Raw genomic sequence first — 17,180 nt, 5'->3', positions numbered from 1 at the left:
TTCCTGTTTGATTGTCACCTCTTGCAATCTCTAACGTTTTTTTGCGAGATGTCCTGGAAACCCCATTTTCCCTGCTTTTCATCACCTTTTCTCCCCGTAAACTTGCCACATGAAAAATCACACATCGGCAAAAGAGCGCGGAATGACCCTGATAGAAATCATGCTGGTGCTTGGCCTTATAGCGATGCTAAGCATTGGGTCGTTGCAAGGCTGGCGAGAACATCAGCAACGAGCCCGGCTTGAGCAACAGGCACAGATGCTGCGGATTTATCTGAGCGGATTACAGGCTCAGTCCTACCAATACAATCTAAGTCATTTGCTATGGACGATCGTCGGCAAGTCTGGTTGCGTAGGCAGCGGCATTAAACCAGTGGATTGTGCCTCGGCTGGCGGCAGCCTCTTTAAGCCAACGGCACCTGATATAACAGTGGGTGTTTATTCTGAAAAAACTATGGGGTTTTACGGCTTGCGAAATATGGCTCAGGCCGGTCATATCACATTAACAAATGCCGCAGGTACCATAAGAGTCATACTCTCGGCCCGTGGCAGGATCCGTTTGTGCAGTGAAGGAAAATCGATCGCAGGGATGGCCGTATGTTGAATGCCAAAGGCTTTACTCTACCTGAGACGATGCTTGCGATGGGGATTGGCAGCATGTTGATTTTGGGGGCGATGCAGTTTTTGCCGATGCTCAGGCAGCGAACACAGCAACTGAGCCAACATTACCAGCTAGATCAGCTGTTGCGGCAAACGGCACGCACACTACAAAAGGATTTTAGAAGAGCAGGATTTTGCGCGGGAACCTGCAGTGGCAAGCCGTTGGTCATCGGCCAGGCGAGTGGTGAAGTAAAAAACTCATGCATTATTGTAGCCTACGATCTCAATCGTAATGGACGATGGGAACCTATCGGGAATGCAGAGTCAGAGTATTTTGGTTACCGATTACGTGACGGCATGATCGAAAGTCAGCGCGGGGTGGCTAACTGCAATGGCTCTGGTTGGGAGCGCATGCTTGACCCCGGCGAGGTGAAATTCAGTCAGTTTGAGTTGTCGCTTATCCGCGCAGCCAGCGGTAGCGCATTGCTAACCATGGAAATAAAAGCAAACTGGAAGAAAACGCCAAAAGTGAGTAGTTGGCTGAATACAGTGGTGAAAATCCAATGAGTCAGCAGATTGGTGGGTTTAATTTTCGTCAGCGCGGCAGTGCGCTAATCGTGACTATCATGATGATGATGACATTGGGGCTGTTGGGCCTGAATACAGTCAATCAACATCTGAATGCGGCATTGGCATTGACCCGTAGTGAGAAAACTTACTTTCAATCCTGGGAGCTTGCAGTTTCTTCGCTCAATTGGGGCTTGGCACAAAGCGGGAGTTATCAGCATGCCGAGCAATGGCAGTGCGTCGAGTCTTCGCAACTTAAGCAACCATCAAGGGCGGGAACTCAGGCTTCATCAACTTTGGTTTCAGGTATCACATTGCGCAGCTGCGTTAGGCCCTCGGCAACGGAAGGGCAATATGTATTAAGAGGGGAAGGGCGGTATCTGGCCGGGTTTTTAACGGTCTACCTTTATCAATTGGCGACCTTGAAAACGGCAGAAGCAGGAGCAAGTCGCTTTGAATCCATACAAAATGGCTGGCTTGATTTTTGCCCATTTAAAGACGAAACCCAGTGCTATGAATAAATTAAGTGTCGAAAAGAATCAGACGGGATTAAGTCTGCCAGAAACGCTGATCGCTATGTTGCTGCTTTCAATCTCGGTTCTGGGATTACTGCATTATTATCAGTCATTAAGTCAGGGGTTTACTCGTCAGTGGCAGGTTAGGCAGGCATGGAGCGAGGCTCACGAACAGCTTGAGAGTTTTGCCATTACAGGCAAAGGCAAGGTCATTGATAAAATTGGCTGGCGGGTGGATATAAGTCTGGTTCAGATGTCACCGGCATGTCAACAGGTGACTGCGACAGTCACGACGCCAATGCGCTATACCAGTCAGCTGAGTCGTTTGATTTGCAAACCAATTGACGACTTTTAGGGCAAAAAATCGATTTACTAAACAATAATGCCTCAGACTGCCCAGCTTCCTTTGCAATAACGTGGTCGGTCGGTAAAGTATGAAATATCCCGGTAACTTTTCTCTGAGTTGCAGCGGATCCACTTAACTGTTGCTTAAGGGCCTCAAGGAAACAGCTATGTTTACGGTGTACCATTCCAATCAGCTAGACCTGCTAAAAATGCTGACGACCAGCCTTATAGAGGGGCGTCCCTTGGACAATCCTTTTGAGCAAGAGGTCATACTGGTTCAAAGTCCCGGAATGGCTCAATGGCTACAGATGGAACTAGCTCAGTCATTTGGGATTGCCGCCAACATTGCTTTTCCTCTGCCTGCGACATTCATCTGGGACATGTTTACCAAAGTTCTGCCTGGTATTCCCAAAGAAAGTGCCTTTAGTAAAGATGCGATGACCTGGAAGCTGATGTGGCTGCTGCCGGGCAAGCTTGAACAACCAGAATTTGCACCGTTGCAGCATTATCTGACTGACGATCGCGATAAGAGAAAGATCCACCAACTTGCGGCACGAGTTGCTGACCTCTTCGACCAATATCTGGTTTATCGCCCCGAATGGCTTAAAACCTGGCAGCAGGGCAGTCTGGTAGATGAAGAGTTAGATGCCTCTCAACAATGGCAGGCTCCGCTGTGGCGAGCGCTTTGCGAATACACTCAAGAGCTGGAGCAACCTGAATGGCACAGGGCAAATCTCTATGAGCGATTTATTCAAGCACTGAATAAAGCTGCTGTCTGCCCCGATGGATTGCCGAAGAGAGTTTTCATCTGCGGTATCTCTGCTCTGCCACCGGTTTATCTGCAAGCGCTGCAAGCTTTGGGTAAACACATTGATATTCATCTGATGTTTACCAACCCTTGCCAATATTATTGGGGCGATATTCAGAACTACGCTTTTTTGGCACGGCTGCAAAGTCGCAAGCGGCGACATTATCTTGAGAAAAGTGAATCAGGGCTGTTCAGAGACCCTGCGCTGGCAGAGCAATTATTTAATGAAGACGGTGAGCAAAACCTTAGCAATCCACTGCTGGCATCCTGGGGCAAATTGGGGCGGGATCACATGTACCTGCTGTCGCAAGTTGATGGCATTCAGGAAGTACATGCTTTTGTAGATGTCGGAAATGAAACGCTGTTACACGCCATTCAACAGGATATGCTCGATCTTGAAGACCGAGCGGTTATTGGCATGACTGCGGAAACACTCAACAGTAGCGAAACAAAGCGCATTTTGCAGGCCTCCGACAATTCCGTGAGCGTGCATCTCTGTCATAGTCCTCAGAGAGAGGTTGAAGTTTTACACGACAACCTTCTGGCGATGATGGAGCATGACCCAGACCTTACGCCGCGCGATATCATTGTAATGGTGGCAGATATCGATGCCTACGCGCCTTACATTCAGGCGGTATTTGGTAATGCCCCTAAAGAGCGTTATTTACCTTTTGCTATCTCTGACCGTAAAGCAAGCCAATCTCATCCGGCACTGCAAGCGTTTATCTCTTTATTGGACTTGCCTTTGAGCCGTTTTACCTCGGAGCAGGTTTTAGCGTTGCTTGAAGTACCCGCATTAGCCACGCGTTTCTCGATTGATGAAGACGGCCTGCGGCTGTTACGCCAATGGGTAGGCGAGTCTGGTATTCGCTGGGGATTGGATGATGATAACGTTCGTGAATTGGCGCTACCAGCTACTGGCCAACATACCTGGCATTTTGGACTAACCCGCATGCTGCTGGGTTATGCCATGGATAGCCGCGCCGGGGATTGGCAAGGGGTACTGCCCTATGATGAGTCTACGGGGTTGGCTGCGGAGCTTGCCGGGCACCTGGCCGAGTTGCTGATGCAACTTAGCCAGTGGCGCATTCGCCTCTCGCAGGCGCGAAGCCTGACAGACTGGCTGCCTGTTTGTCATGAGCTATTGATGACCTTCTTTTCTCCTGAAGGCGAAACCGAAGTTGCATTGGCGCTAATTGAACAACAGTGGCAAAAAGTGCTGAATCAGGGGGTAGCTGCGCGTTATCCTGACGATGTGCCTATTTCGATTTTGCGTGATGAACTAGCATCTCGACTGGATCAAGAACGTATAAGTCAGCGTTTTTTGGCCGGTCCAATCAATTTTTGTACCCTGATGCCCATGCGCTCTATCCCCTTCAAGGTGGTGTGCCTGTTGGGTATGAATGACGGGGTTTATCCAAGAACTTTGCCGCCCCTGGGGTTTGACCTGATGGCAAAGCAGGTTAAGCGGGGCGACAGAAGCCGCCGTGATGATGATAGATACCTGTTTCTTGAAGCGATCCTTTCGGCTCAGAATCAGCTTTATATCAGCTATATCAGCCGTTCAATCCAAGACAACAGCGTGCGCTATCCCTCGGTGTTAGTCAGTGAATTACTCGAGTATGTCGGGCAGAGTTATTGCCTGCAGGATGACCAAAAACTCAATGCCGATGAGAGTGAGAGAAGAGTACGTGAGCATCTTGAACAGTTGCATTCAAGAACGCCATTTGATGCCGGTAACTTTGACATTGATGCTCAGGCACCAAGCTTCGCCAGTGAGTGGTTACCCGCAGCGGGAGGGTTAGGAACCCCGGCCAGTGACTTCAATCAACCACTAAGCGAATTAACCTTAACTGAGATTTCACTGGATGACCTGTTGCGTTTTTACCGGCATCCGGTGAAAGCTTTTTTCCAGATGCGTCTTAATGTCAGCTTTCTGATTGAAGAGACCGAGCTGTCTGATGAAGAGCCTTTTATTGTTGATAACCTCAATCGCTATCAGTTGAATACGCAGCTTCTGAATTCTCTGATCGAAGAGCAGGATTCCGCTATTTTGTTCAGTCATACCAAAGCTTCCGGTGGATTGCCTTATGGTTCTTTTGGTGAGATTTTTTGGAACAAACAGTGTGAGGACATGGCAGAACTTGCAGCAATTGTGCGTGAAGAACGTGCCGATAGCAGCAGTACCGAGTTGGATCTTAGTTTGCAGGACTGCAAGATAACCGGTTGGATGCACCAGGTACAAGACGATGGCCTTTTGCGTTGGCGTCCTGCCGCACTGCTTGCTCGTGATGGCCTTTTGTTGTGGATTGAGCACGTTATCTATTGTGCCAGTGGCGGTATGGGCGAAAGCCGTATTTTTGGCCGGACTGGCACTGCTTTTCGCTATGGCAATCTGAAACCTGAGGTCGCCAAACAGCATCTTCAACAGTTAATCGATGGCTACAAACAAGGTCTTTGCTTACCGTTGAAACTATTAACTAAAAGCGGCTGGGCGTGGCTAAGTGTATGCTTTGACAAGACCAATGGGACCATAAATAGTGATCCTGAGATACAAAATAAAGGAATCAATAAGCTAGTGCAGGCTTGGCAAGGGGATAGCCGAGTACCGGGCGAAGGGGAGGACCCTTACGTTCAACGTGTGATGCGTCAGCTTGATTCAGAAAATATTCAGACAATAATCGCTGAGGCTCAACGCTTTCTTTTGCCAGTGGTACAACATAATCTGGCATAAAGACCTGCAAAGTCTGAAAAGGGCAGAGAAACCAAAACTATCTGCTACCCCTGAGGTCTTAATTATTAAGTACGCTTTTGGTTACGGGCTCGCACCATCCGACTCTTTAGCCTCTTTTTTATTTTTTATTCAAGGGAGACAGGTAATGTTGAAACAGCTTACCCGTGTAAGCGGGTTACTGTTGTTGATGACGTTTTGGGCCCCCGTAGTCTGGTCCGCAACAGACTGGCAACCAATTACAGAAACAATTCATAAAAGCCAGAATGATCCTCGTCAGTATCAGGCTATTAAATTAGCTAATGGCATGACGGTATTGCTGGTCTCTGATAATCAGGCTTCTAAGTCCTTGGCAGCACTTGCCGTTTCCGTGGGTTCTCTTCAGGACCCTAATGGACAGTTAGGTTTGGCGCATTTTACCGAACATATGTTGCTGATGGGTTCAAAAAAATATCCGAAACCTGAAAGCCTGTCAGAATTTCTGAAAATGCACGGCGGCAGCCATAACGGCAGTACGGCTTCTTATCGCACTGCGTTCTACCTTGAAGTTGAAAACGATGCCCTGCAAGAGGCGGTAGATCGCCTTGCCGATGCGGTAGGTGAGCCGCTATTGGACCCCAACTATGCCGACAAAGAACGCAACGCCGTAAACGCTGAACTGACGATGGCGCGCTCACGCGACGGTATGCGCATGGGCCAGGTCAGAGCTGAAACACTGAATCCTGCGCACCCTGGTTCTCGCTATGCGGGGGGGAATCTCGAAACCCTGCGCGATAAGCCGGGAAATAAACTGCATGATGCGCTGGTGGACTTTTACCATCGCTATTACTCCGCAAATCTAATGGTCGGAGTCATTTACAGCAACAAGCCTTTGGCTGAACTGGCACAGATTGCCTCCGACACCTTTGGCAAAATCGCTAATCATAACGCTACAGTGCCGCCTATCACTGTACCGAGCGTTACGCCTGCCCAACAGGGAATAATCATTCATTATGTTCCGGCCGAGCCGCGCAAACAGCTGCGTCTGGAATTTGCCATCGACAATAACAGTGCAGCCTTCAGGAGCAAGACAGACACCTATGTCAGCTATCTCATAGGAAATCGAAGCACTAATACCTTGTCTGACTGGCTGCAAAAACAAGGTTTGGCAGATGGTATCAGTGCTGGGGCAGACCCGATGGTGCAGCGAAATCAGGGGATCTTCGCTATTTCGGTGTCCCTCACTGATAAGGGCATGGCTAATAAAGATCAGGTCATTGCCGCTATTTTCAATTATCTGTCTCTTATCCGCTCTCAAGGTGTGAAAAAAGAGTATTTCGATGAAATCGCTCACGTAATGGCGCTGGATTTCCGCTATCCGGCGGTCACCCGCGACATGGACTACGTAGAGTGGTTGGTTGATACCATGATTCGTGTACCGGTCGATCACGTGCTGGATTCGCCTTATATCACCGACCGATTTGATCCGCAGGCGATTGATAACCGGTTGGACGGGTTGACGCCAGAGAAGGCGCGTTACTGGTTCATCAGCCCTGATGAGCCGCACAATAAAATGGCCTATTTTGTTGATGCACCCTATGAGGTTGATAAAGTCCCAGCCGATGATTTTACTAAATGGCGTCAGATGGAGGGGCAAATCAGTTTATCCTTACCTAAGCTGAACCCGTATATTCCTGAAAATTTGGATCTGGTAAACAAAAGCGATACGCAAACGCATCCTGAACTCATTGTTAATCAGAAAGGTTTGCGCGTCCTATATATGCCAAGCCACTATTTCAGTGCTGAACCCAAGGCCGACGTTACTTTGGCATTTCGTAGCCAAGAGTCTCTAGATACGGCTAAAAAGCAGGTGATGTATGGTCTGAATGATTACCTGACCGGTGTAGCCTTTGACCAGCTGAGCTATCAGGCGTCGATCGGCGGTATTAGTTTTTCCACTAGTCCAGATCACGGCCTGGAGTTCAATGCCAACGGCTTCACCGATCATTTGCCTGATTTGCTTAGCGAGCTGGTGGAGGAATATCCAAAGGTAGTGCCGACCCAGCAGCAGCTCGATCAGGCCAAATCATGGTATCTGGAGCGGCTTGATTCTGCCGACAAAGGCAAGGCGTTTGAACTGGCGTTACAACCTGTGCAGCTGATCTCCCGCATCCCATACAGCGAGCGTGATGTGCGCGAGAGGCTGGTGAAAGACATTACTCTGCAAGAGGTTACAAATTATCGTAAACAATTGCTGGATAAAGGGGCGTTGGAAGTATTGGTCGACGGCAATATGACTGCTGATGAAGTAAAGAAAATGGTCAGCAATATTCAGGCCAGGGTGAAGCCTCAGGGAACAACATGGTGGCGAGGTAGCCGCATCATTGTAAACCACCCTCAGAAGGTCAACATGCAGCGGGTGGGTACTTCAACCGATTCTGCTTTGGCGGCAGTCTATGTTCCTGTGGGCTACGATGAAGTCCGCAGCATGGGCTACAGCGCCTTGTTAGGGCAGATTATCCAGCCTTGGTTCTATAGCCAGTTGAGAACGCAGGAACAGCTTGGCTATGCTGTATTCGCCTTCCCAATGCCGGTTGGCAAGCAGTGGGGAATAGGTTTCCTGCTGCAAAGTAACAGTAAACAGCCTAAATATCTTTATGAGCGTTATCTGGCGTTTTACCCGCAGGCTGAAAAACGCCTGCGTGAAATGAAAGACAGCGAGTTTAGTCAGTATAAGCAGGGGCTATTAAGCGATATGCAGCAACGCCCGCAGACTATGGGCGAGGAAATTGGACGATTTTCTGAAGACTTTAGCCGTGGCAACGATCGGTTTAATACCCGAGAGAAAGTGATTGCGGTCATCCAGGGGCTGACGCAGAAAGAACTGGCTGATTTCTATCATCAGGCGGTGATTAAGCAAACCGGGTTTGCCATGCTTTCACAAGTTTCAGGAAAGGATAGCCAAACGCCTGCGTATGCGGCTCCTGTCGGTTGGAAAACCTATCCGACGACGTCCAGTTTGCAAAAAACCTTTCCACATCAGGTTAATAAATAATGACAGTAATAATCCCGCACAAGCTTAATCCTCTGACTTTGCCGCTATCTGGCGAACGACTTATTGAGGCTTCTGCGGGTACTGGAAAAACGTTCACCCTGGCTCTGCTGTATCTGCGATTGCTATTGGGGCTGGGCGGGCAGGCAGCTTTCGCCCGCAGATTAACGGTAGAAGAAATTCTGGTGGTGACCTTTACCGAAGCGGCAACCGAAGAGCTGCGTGGGCGCATCCGTAGCAATATTCATGAGCTAAGGCTTGCCTGTATTCGTAAATCCAGCAATAACCCAATGCTGGCGGCGTTAATGACTGAAATTGCTGACCTTTCTGAAGCTGCATCGACTTTATTGGCGGCAGAGCGGCAAATGGATGAGGCGGCAATTTACACCATTCACGGTTTCTGCCAGCGCATGTTGATGCACAATGCCTTTGAATCCGGGATCTTATTTGAGCAGACGCTGATACAAGACGAGATGCCGCTGCGTCGACAGGCCTGCGCCGATTTTTGGCGACGCTATTGTTACCCATTGCCGCTTGATATTGCTCGGATTATTTCTCAAGAGTGGAGCGGCCCTGAAGCGCTGTTAGCTGATTTGTCATCTTATCTCCACGGAGAGGCTCCACAATTGCGCTTTCCGCCGGAACAAGGGGAAACGCTGGAGAGCCGACATCAGCGAATTGTTGCGCGACTGAATGATATCAAGCAACAGTGGTTATCCGCTGCGGCAGATATCGAGGCCATCATCACTCAGTCTGGGGTAGATAAACGCAGCTACAGTACTCGTTTTCTGCCCAACTGGCTGGTGGCCGTGGCTGCCTGGGCCTCGCAATCCACCGAAAGCTACACTTTGCCGAAGGAGCTTGAGCGTTTCCGGCAGTCGGTTCTGCTGGAGAAAACAAAAAAAGGCGAGCCGCCACAGCATGCAATTTTTGACGCGATTGACCGGCTTTATGAAGAATCACTGACGATTCGCGATTTGGTGATTGCTCGCGCGCTCACCGAAATACGTCAGTCGATAGCTGAAGAAAAGCGTCAGCACGCCGAGTTGGGTTTTGATGATTTGCTGAGCCGTCTCGACAATGCCTTACAGCAGCCTTCTGGAAATCTATTGGCACAGGCGATCCGTCAGCGTTATCCACTGGCGATGATCGATGAATTTCAGGACACCGATCCACAACAATATCGCATCTTTAATTGCCTTTACGGTAATCAAACGCAGTGTGGACTGCTGCTGATCGGCGACCCAAAACAGGCAATTTATGCTTTCCGTGGCGCCGATATTTTTACCTATATGCGCGCACGCTCTGAGGTCAGTGCTCATTACACTATGGACACTAACTGGCGATCCTCTGTGTCGATGGTCAGGAGCGTGAACCAGCTATTTTCCCGGCTAGCGTCACCGTTTCTATTTTCGCAAATTCCGTTTATATCCGTGCAACCTGCGTCAAAAAACGCGGCGCTCGGTTTCGAGCTTCACGGCAAAACTCAACCGGGGATGCAGTGCTGGGTTCAGCCGGGAGAAGGCGTTGGGGTAAACGATTATCAGCAATTTATGGCGGCACACTGTGCGGCGCAGATCCGCGATTGGTTAACTGCTGGGCAGCAGCAGGAGGCGTGGTTAATCGAAGGCGAAAAACGTCGGTCGGTGCAGGCTTCCGACATCACAATTTTGATCCGCAGCCGTCGCGAAGCGGCATTAATCCGCGATGCGCTCAGCATGCTCAACATCCCTTCTGTTTATCTTTCAAATCGCGACAGTGTGTTTGATACGCCGGAAGCGCTCGATGTGCTTTGGCTGCTACAGGCGGTCTTGACGCCAGAACATGAAAGAACCCTGCGCAGTGCCATGGCAACCGGTTTGATGGGTTTGGATGCCTTGACGCTAGACGCGCTGAGTCAGGATGAGATCGCCTGGGACAAACTGGTAGACGAGTTTGACAGCTATCGTCAGCGCTGGATGCAACGCGGTGTATTACCGATGCTTAAAAACCTGATAATGCAGAGGCACATTGCCGAAGACCTGCTGGCAAATCCCGGGGGCGAACGGCGTTTGACCGATCTACTGCATCTGGGCGAACTATTGCAGGAAGCGGCGGCACAGCTCGACAGCGAGCATGCGTTGGTACGCTGGCTGGCACAGCAGATAGCGCAACCCGACACTCAGGCACAAAGCCAGCAGCTGCGTCTGGAAAGTGACAAACATCTAGTAAAAGTAGTCACAATCCATAAATCCAAAGGGTTGGAATACCCACTGGTCTGGTTGCCATTTATCAGCAATTTCCGCCAGCAACAGCGGGGCCTGTATCACGATCGTGAAAATTTTGCCGCTTTGCTGGATCTAAGCGAGGATGAGCAAACTCTTCAGCTCGCCGAGGAGGAACGTCTGGCAGAAGATTTGCGTCTGCTGTATGTCGCCCTGACTCGTTCGATCTATCACTGCAGTATCGGGATTGCGCCATTGATTCAGGGCACGCGCAAGAAGCAGGGTGACACCGACCTGCATCTTGGCGCTTTGGGTTATCTGGTTCAGAACGGGCAGGCGGGTGATGCGGCATATCTTGCAGAATGCCTGCAAAATCTGGCTGATGAAAACGTTGCCGTTACTGCCGTCGAACCGATTGATTCGACACTCTGGATTCCGCCCGAGCTAAAGAAGCCGCAGCTTGCCGCCGCGCACCTGACGCGGACTTTGGCCGATTTTTGGCGCGTTACCAGCTATTCCGGGCTACAACAGCACGGCTCGGCGCTGGCACAAGATCTGCTGCCAAAACTTGATGTTGATGCTGCCGGTGAACAACCGCAGGACAGCGAGCCGCAGATGACGGCGCATAGCTTTCCGCGTGGCGCGTCCCCCGGTACGTTCTTGCATAGCCTGTTCGAAGAAATTGATTTTAGCCAACCCGTCGACCCGGAGTGGTTGCACGAGATGCTTGAGGCACAGGGTTATAGCGCTGAGTGGTTGCCGATTTTGCAAGAGTGGGTCGATACCGTATTGACCACGCCACTTGATGACACCGGTATGTCGCTTAGCGCTTTGGAACCGGCGCAACATCAGTCCGAATTGCAGTTTTATTTGCCTATCGACGGCCTGTTGAAACCGCAGGATCTCAACGCGTTGGTGCAGCATTACGATGCGCTGTCAGCACAGTGCCCACCGCTAAATTTCCAGCAAGTTCGTGGCATGCTAAAGGGCTTTATTGACCTGGTTTATTGCTGGCAGGGTCGTTATTACCTGCTTGATTATAAATCCAACTGGCTTGGCGAAGACAGCAGCGCATATACCCAGTCGGCCATGGAAAATGCCATGGCGCAGCATCGTTATGACTTGCAGTATCAGCTCTATACTCTGGCCCTGCACCGATATCTTGGGCATCGGTTGGCGGACTACAACTATCAACAACATTTTGGCGGCGTGGTGTACCTGTTTCTCCGAGGGGTTGACTCAAATAAGCCTGACAACGGCATTTTCCGTCGACGGCCCGATGAAGAGTTTATTCATTCGATGGACGCCCTGTTTAAAGGTGAGCAGTTGCCGAGGTTGGCATCCCTGCAACAGGAGAATGCATCATGATGGCGCTTTATGAACAGGCGATCGCTTTGGGCGCTTTACGTGCGCTGGATGTGCAGTTTGCTCGCATGGTAGCAGGAAATGATCCGGCGATAATGTTGGCGGCTGCCAGTCTTAGCGCCGAAGCCGGGCGCGGGCATGTTTGTCTTCGGTTAAGTGAATTACAACCCGATACGCTGTTTGAGGGGCGCTTTCCTGCTTTGGCCAGCGGCCTGTGGCAAGCTGCCGGTGAGCCAGATGAGGCGGTTTGGCGAGAGCTGCTGGCCCGTAATCCAGCGGTGGGGGACGGTGGTCAGGCCACCCCGATAGTCTTGCAGCAACAGCGGCTTTATCTGCAGCGTATGTGGCAGGATGAAGGCCAGGTTGCCGCATTCTTTATCAATGATGAGCCCAATCCTTTATTGGCGCTGGGTGAGCAGGGTAATGAACTGGCGGTGGATGAACTTCGCCTGCGAGCGGTGCTTGACCAGCTGTTTGGTGCTGCCGAAAGCGATGAGGTTAACTGGCAGAAAGTTGCCGCTGCGGTGGCAGTAACACGAAGAATTTCGATTATATCAGGCGGACCCGGTACCGGAAAAACTACCACCGTGGCCAGGTTATTAGCCGCGCTGGTACAGCTACAAAGTGACAGGCGCCTGCGTATTCAGCTTGCTGCGCCAACCGGCAAGGCTGCGGCAAGGCTGACTGAATCACTGGGGCAGGCCAGCCGTCAGCTTGATTTAACAGATGAAGAGCGCGGCCAGTTTCCTGATGAAGCCTCTACTCTGCACCGCCTGTTGGGCGCTCAGCCTAATAGCCAGAGGATGCGCTATCATCAGGGCAATCCACTGCACCTTGACGTGCTGGTAGTTGATGAGGCTTCGATGGTGGATCTGCCGATGATGGCGAGGCTGATTGCCGCGCTGCCTGCGAAGGCCAGGGTAATTTTTCTGGGTGACCGCGATCAGTTGGCATCTGTTGAAGCGGGTGCCGTGCTGGGTGATATCTGTCGTTTTGCGGAACAGGGTTACAGTCCCGCTCGCGCCGAGCAGTTGCAACGTCTAACGGGTTGCCTGGTAGAGGGTAATGAACTGGAACATCCAGCCAGCGTGCGTGATGCGCTATGCCTGTTACGTAAGAGCTATCGCTTTGATGCCAGTTCGGGGATAGGCATTTTGGCGGCAGCGGTGAATGCCGGTGACAGCCAGTTGGCACGCCGGATTTTGTCACGTAATTTAGCCGATCTCGGCAATTTTCCGCTTAGCGAGACTGACGATTTTAAATCCCTGCTCGACGCCTGTGTTGCCGGTTACCGCCCTTATTTGCAGGCGGTAGCGGCGAGTGCCGATCCTGTGGTGATCTTAAAAGCTTTTGGTGATTTTCAAGTGCTCTGTGCCTTGCGCGAAGGCCCGTTTGGGCTGGCAGGTTTAAACGAGCGTATCGAGCAAATGTTGCAACGTCAGGGGTTAATTCGCCGACCGATAGCCCTCGGCGGTCGCTGGTATGCCGGTCGTCCAATAATGATCAGCCGCAACGACAGTGCTTTGGGATTATTTAATGGGGATATCGGAATTGCGTTACATAATGAGCTGGGTGAGTTAAGAGTTTATTTCCAACTGCCGGATGGGCAAATCAAGTCAGTACAGCCGAGCCGCTTGCCAATTCACGATACCGCCTATGCCATGACAGTGCATAAATCTCAGGGATCGGAGTTTGAGCATACGCTATTAGTTCTGCCGAATCATTTTTTACCAGTGCTGACGCGCGAGCTGGTCTACACCGCGATTACTCGAGCCAAGCGGCAGTTATCGCTGTATTCCAGTGAGAAAGTGCTGGGATTGGCAATTCGAACTCCAACACAGCGACGCAGTGGGTTAGTTGAGAGGCTAACAGCGGGTTGAATTGAGATAAAGTAAAAGGCGAGGTCATTTCACCCCGCCTTTTCAAATGGTCTACAGCAGGCTTATTTACAGGTCGGCAATCAGGATCTTGGAACGACGCTGATAGTTGTACATTTCCTGCTTTTGAATCGGCAGCACATCAACGTCTGCAGGTTTGAAGCCACGCTCCTGGAACCAGTGAATGCTGCGCGTAGTCAAAACGAACAGTTTGGTCAGGCCCATTTGCCTGGCGTGACTCGCAACGCGTTTCAACAGCATTTCCCCGCGCGAAGAACTGCGATAGTCGGGATGAACGGCAACACAGGCCATCTCGCCAATTTTCTCATCAAGGAACGGATACAGTGCCGCACAGGCGATGGTCAGGTTATCTCGTTCAATGATGGTAAATTTGTCGATTTCCATTTCCAACTGCTCGCGAGAACGGCGTACCAAAATACCCTGCTGTTCAAGAGGGCGGATTAATTCCAGTATTCCGCCAATGTCGTTGATAGTCGCTCGGCGCACTTGTTCCGAACTTTCCATCACGACTTGTGTACCAATACCGTCGCGCGAGAACAGCTCCTGTATAAGCGCACCGTCTTCCTGATAGCTGATCAAATGGCTGCGACGCACGCCGCTGCGGCAGGCTTTAACCGCCCCGCGCAGGAAACGCACGGTTTCTGAATGATACTCGCCAACGTCTTCAATCTTGTCGATGAAAATTTGCGCATCATTGGGGAACAGTTCGGAAATAATATTGCCATCTTCGTCGCTGACACCCTGCTCGGCGCCAAAGCCAATCATTTTTTCTGCTTTAAGTTTAACAGCCAGCTGGGTCGCCACTTCTTCGGACACCAGATTAAAACTTTCTCCGGTCACGGAAACAGCAACCGGACCCAGCAGCACGATTGCATTGTTGTCGAGCTGACGATGGATCGCCTCTTCATCGATACGGCGGATGCGGCCGCTGTGGCAATAATCCACGCCGTCATCAACCCCAAGCGGCTGCGCAATGATAAAGTTGCCGCTGACGACGTTGATATGTGCGCCTTGCAGCGGCGTATTGTTCAGACTCATCGACAGACGAGCCGTAATATCGAGCTGCAAAAGTCCGGCAGCCTGTTTCACCAACTCCAGAGCACGGGCATCGGTAACGCGAGTATTCTTGTGGTAAGTCGGCTCATAGCCATGCTCGGCAAGATTGCTGTCGATTTGTGGGCGTGCGCCATAAACCACAACCAGCCTAATGCCCAGGCTATGTAACAACCCGATATCATTGACTATGTTTGTGAAATTCTCATGTTCGATGGCCTCACCACTGAGCATGATAACGAAAGTCTTACCCCGGTGAGCATTGATGTAGGGAACTGAGTGGCGAAAACCTTGGACCAATTCAGTGCTTCGTTCCTTCACGGCAAAACCTCTTTTGCATTTTTATTCGTAATTTTCGTATTTTTATTCTTTTAGGGCTGTGTGGCAAGTAAGAAATCTCTGTTTTTGAAATTCAATTATTTCTAACCTACCAAAAACTGAAAAATCCTGACAATCCTGTGGGTGACAGTGGGAGAAGAGTTCGTTAAAGTTTGTCTCATTGCTTTTTGTTACCTTTATTCATCTTTAGATATCTTTGAGACTACATGCCTGACGAACAACATAATTCTGGCCGCCGCCTTCTCCTGCAAAGCGCTGCGGCAACCTGGTTGTTGAGCGTGAGTCGTATCGGTATGGCTGCCTCTTCGCATGTTGTTGCAGTCCGTGTCTGGCCTTCCTCGACCTATACCCGCGTTACTCTTGAATCCAACTATTCGCTCAAGTATAAGCAGTTTAGATTACAAAACCCTGCTCGACTGGTGGTGGATATTTCCGGAATTCAGCTTAACTCGGTGCTTAAAGAGCTGGGGCGGAAAATCACCTCAACGGATCCAAATATTCAGCAACTGCGGGTTGGGCAATTCGACACATCAACCGTTCGCCTGGTGATCGAGTTAAAGCAACCCATCAGCCCACATCTTTTTACCCTGACGCCAGTTGCAGAATTTCGTCATCGGCTGGTTATCGATCTTTATCCCGAGAATAATCCGCAAACCAGCAGTGATGGTGAGAGCGATGATCCGCTATTGGCGCTGCTTGAAGATTACAATCGAGGAAATGTTGCCAGAACCTTACCGCCAGAAAAGAAAAAGGATGGGAGGGCAGGGCATCAACGACCAATTATTATTATGCTCGATCCCGGTCACGGCGGTGAGGATCCGGGAGCAATAGGTAAACATAAAACTCGAGAGAAAGACGTGGTGCTGCAAATTGCGCGGCGATTGCAAAAACTGATCAAGCAGCAGCCCAATATGACTGTCTATATGACTCGCAATGAGGATATTTTTATTCCATTGAAGGTCCGGGTTGCCAAGGCGCGCAAGCAGCGAGCCGATCTGTTTATTTCGATTCACGCCGACGCGTTTACCAGTCGCGCCGCACGAGGATCTTCTGTGTTCGCACTTTCGACCAAAGGGGCAACCAGTGCCGCCGCGCGTTTTTTGGCCCACACACAAAATGAGTCGGATAAAATAGGTGGAGTCAGTAAAAGCGGCGATCGCTATCTGGATCACACCTTATTCGATTTGGTGCAAACCGCCTCTATCAATGACAGCCTGAAGTTTGGTAAAGAGGTGCTAACTCGCATCGGCAAGGTCAATCATCTACACAAGCACAAAGTTGATCAGGCCGGGTTCGCAGTGTTGAAAGCGCCGGATATTCCATCAATTCTGGTTGAAACGGCTTACATCAGTAATCTTGAAGAAGAGCGTAAACTGCGAACTGCTCATTTCCAGCAGCAGATAGCCGAGTCGATTTTAGCAGGGATCAAAGCTTACTTCGCCGATGGCGGTATGCTGGCAAGGCGCTAGATCGAACCAATAATGATTAAGAAGGGGGTAAATTACAGGCAAAAAAAACACCCTATTGGGTGCTTGTTTTTAACAGCTTCTTTTCTAAAAGACATTAGATTGGTTGCGGGGGCCGGATTTGAACCGACGACCTTCGGGTTATGAGCCCGACGAGCTACCAGGCTGCTCCACCCCGCGTCCGTTTACTGCTGACTTACTCTACACTATATACGCTATTAAATCACGTACTTATCGAACGCTTTATCCAATTCTTTCAAC

Annotated in this window: 10 protein-coding genes and 1 tRNA gene; 9 read left to right on the top strand and 2 right to left on the bottom strand. The window is 50.3% G+C overall.

Features of this window, described 5'->3' with window-relative positions; translation table 11 throughout:
• Positions 1–109: 109 nt before the first annotated feature.
• From SPM24T3_RS12220 to recD, 8 genes are all read left to right on the top strand, one after another.
• A complete protein-coding gene (locus SPM24T3_RS12220; RefSeq protein ID WP_157135292.1) occupies positions 110–601 on the top strand; it encodes a prepilin peptidase-dependent protein in 492 nt (163 codons plus the stop codon).
• Complete coding sequence (locus tag SPM24T3_RS12215) at positions 595–1,164, top strand: prepilin peptidase-dependent protein (protein ID WP_009637065.1); 570 nt, start codon at positions 595–597, stop codon at positions 1,162–1,164. Before SPM24T3_RS12220 ends, SPM24T3_RS12215 begins: the two co-directional genes overlap by 7 nt.
• A complete protein-coding gene (locus tag SPM24T3_RS12210) occupies positions 1,161–1,685 on the top strand; it encodes a DUF2509 family protein (RefSeq protein WP_009637064.1) in 525 nt (174 codons plus the stop codon). The genes SPM24T3_RS12215 and SPM24T3_RS12210 overlap by 4 nt, the downstream gene beginning before the upstream one ends.
• A complete protein-coding gene (locus SPM24T3_RS12205) occupies positions 1,678–2,034 on the top strand; it encodes a prepilin-type N-terminal cleavage/methylation domain-containing protein (protein ID WP_009637063.1) in 357 nt (118 codons plus the stop codon). The genes SPM24T3_RS12210 and SPM24T3_RS12205 overlap by 8 nt, the downstream gene beginning before the upstream one ends.
• Before the next feature lie 157 nt (positions 2,035–2,191).
• Entirely contained in the window at positions 2,192–5,566 is a 3,375-nt protein-coding gene (recC, locus tag SPM24T3_RS12200; RefSeq protein ID WP_009637062.1) for an exodeoxyribonuclease V subunit gamma, read from the top strand.
• Between the two features lie 145 nt (positions 5,567–5,711).
• Positions 5,712–8,597, top strand: coding sequence for a pitrilysin (ptrA, locus tag SPM24T3_RS12195; protein ID WP_009637061.1), 2,886 nt, complete (start codon positions 5,712–5,714; stop codon positions 8,595–8,597).
• A complete protein-coding gene (gene recB, locus SPM24T3_RS12190) occupies positions 8,597–12,166 on the top strand; it encodes an exodeoxyribonuclease V subunit beta (protein WP_009637060.1) in 3,570 nt (1,189 codons plus the stop codon). Before ptrA ends, recB begins: the two co-directional genes overlap by 1 nt.
• Positions 12,163–14,043 carry an exodeoxyribonuclease V subunit alpha gene (gene recD, locus SPM24T3_RS12185; RefSeq protein ID WP_009637059.1) on the top strand — a complete coding sequence of 627 codons (1,881 nt, stop codon included), beginning with the start codon at positions 12,163–12,165 and terminating at the stop codon, positions 14,041–14,043. The genes recB and recD overlap by 4 nt, the downstream gene beginning before the upstream one ends.
• 66 nt (positions 14,044–14,109) lie before the next feature.
• On the opposite strand, the gene argA is transcribed toward recD, so the two are convergent.
• Positions 14,110–15,435, bottom strand: a complete 1,326-nt coding sequence (gene argA, locus SPM24T3_RS12180; RefSeq protein ID WP_009637058.1) for an amino-acid N-acetyltransferase — start codon at positions 15,433–15,435, stop codon at positions 14,110–14,112.
• 224 nt (positions 15,436–15,659) lie between these two features.
• Between argA and amiC the strand changes: the two genes are divergently transcribed.
• Complete coding sequence (gene amiC / locus SPM24T3_RS12175; protein ID WP_009637057.1) at positions 15,660–16,922, top strand: N-acetylmuramoyl-L-alanine amidase AmiC; 1,263 nt, start codon at positions 15,660–15,662, stop codon at positions 16,920–16,922.
• A gap of 100 nt (positions 16,923–17,022) precedes the next feature.
• Here the strand turns inward: amiC and SPM24T3_RS12170 are convergent.
• Positions 17,023–17,099 (bottom strand) — tRNA-Met (locus tag SPM24T3_RS12170).
• Positions 17,100–17,180: the final 81 nt, after the last annotated feature.

Origin of the sequence: Serratia sp. M24T3 (assembly GCF_000257645.1) — a bacterium.
Classification (GTDB): domain Bacteria; phylum Pseudomonadota; class Gammaproteobacteria; order Enterobacterales; family Enterobacteriaceae; genus Rouxiella.
The sequence above is the reverse complement of the archived record's forward strand: the minus strand, read 5'-3'. Positions and strand labels throughout refer to the sequence as shown.